The 1143-nt window shown below is 54.9% G+C and carries 2 protein-coding genes; both read left to right on the top strand.

The window, feature by feature from the left end; genetic code table 11:
- On the top strand, nucleotides 1-717 hold a 717-nt coding region (locus AUR66_RS17805; RefSeq protein ID WP_058573495.1), incomplete at its 5' end, for a hypothetical protein.
- 1 nt (nucleotide 718) lies between these two features.
- On the top strand, nucleotides 719-1143 hold a 425-nt coding region (locus tag AUR66_RS17800), incomplete at its 3' end, for a DUF6339 family protein (protein WP_231727960.1).

Below are 1143 nucleotides of genomic sequence, written 5' to 3'. Positions count from 1 at the left end.
TATCGTAACCGGGAAATAATCTCCGAAGCACCTACCGCGCCCGGTGAATACGACGTCAGGCTAGAGATTCCGAAGGATACAGTCCGAGGAACTGTCGAACTGCGCCCGTATCTCGTTCGCACCGAATCTCATCCGGGAGAAGAACCGAGCAATTACGCGGACCAGAATAACTTCCGCGTCGCCAGTGGGACGCTGTACTACGTCGTCGTTGACGGCCACGAGCAAGAAGAGCGAGCTGCCATCGATGGTGAGCGAGTTCAGTTCTCACAAAATGCTCACCTTCCAGATGGGAGCAAGCTATACTACCTCGACTTCCGAAACGAGAGTCGTCCTAAATTGTGGATCAACTCCGATCATCCCCGTATTGCCGAGGTCTTACAGAGTAGAGGATCTGTCGGGGCCGAGGCTCGGATGCGTGACGTGATACTTGATCAAGTGAGCTACGGTGTGTGGGTACAACTGCTCGTTCGTGCTGGGAGTGCTGTAGACGTTGAGGGGGAGGTTGAACACGAGTGGCAGGAGATGGTGCTCCAAACGTTTGCTCGAAATCTCTACGATACTAGCGATGTGTCAGAAGCAACTCACCGTCTCAGGGACGACCTCTCTGATCCGCAAACCCTCCCCCACGTAATGCAGCGAATCGATAGCGAACTTCAAGAATATATAAACCCCCGAGAGCAACTGATCCATCTCATGGAGGAGGGCCTCCAGATCTAACGTGACCGAGACAGAATTATACCGACTGACCGAAGACGGACGTCGCCTTGTGGGCGAGTCGTTCATGAAAGGCGAGGCGACGTTGACCGACGAACAGCTGAACGAGTACGTAGAGTCGATACCGGGCCATCCGACGGGTGATCTCAACAGGATAGATTCCGCAGTAAAGGAGGTTCTGGAGGAGTACCCAGAGTACGAGACAGCTATCGATGGCTCACTCGCCGAAGAAATTCACCGTGCCCTTGACATCACGAGACGGACTGCCGGTGATCCCGGGCTCTGGCATTGGCTAGCAGTCGTTAAATATCCTGACCTCGTCCGGCACCGTTGGGAGTATCGCTCCGAAGAGGCGATGAGAGAGAAGTTCCTCGGTGCAGGCTCCGACTTGTACTCGAACGCCATCCACCGACTCTGGTGGATCGCGGA

The organism is Haloferax profundi (genome assembly GCF_001469865.1).
GTDB classification, from domain to species: domain Archaea; phylum Halobacteriota; class Halobacteria; order Halobacteriales; family Haloferacaceae; genus Haloferax; species Haloferax profundi.
This window is presented reverse-complemented; position numbering and strand designations above follow the sequence as displayed.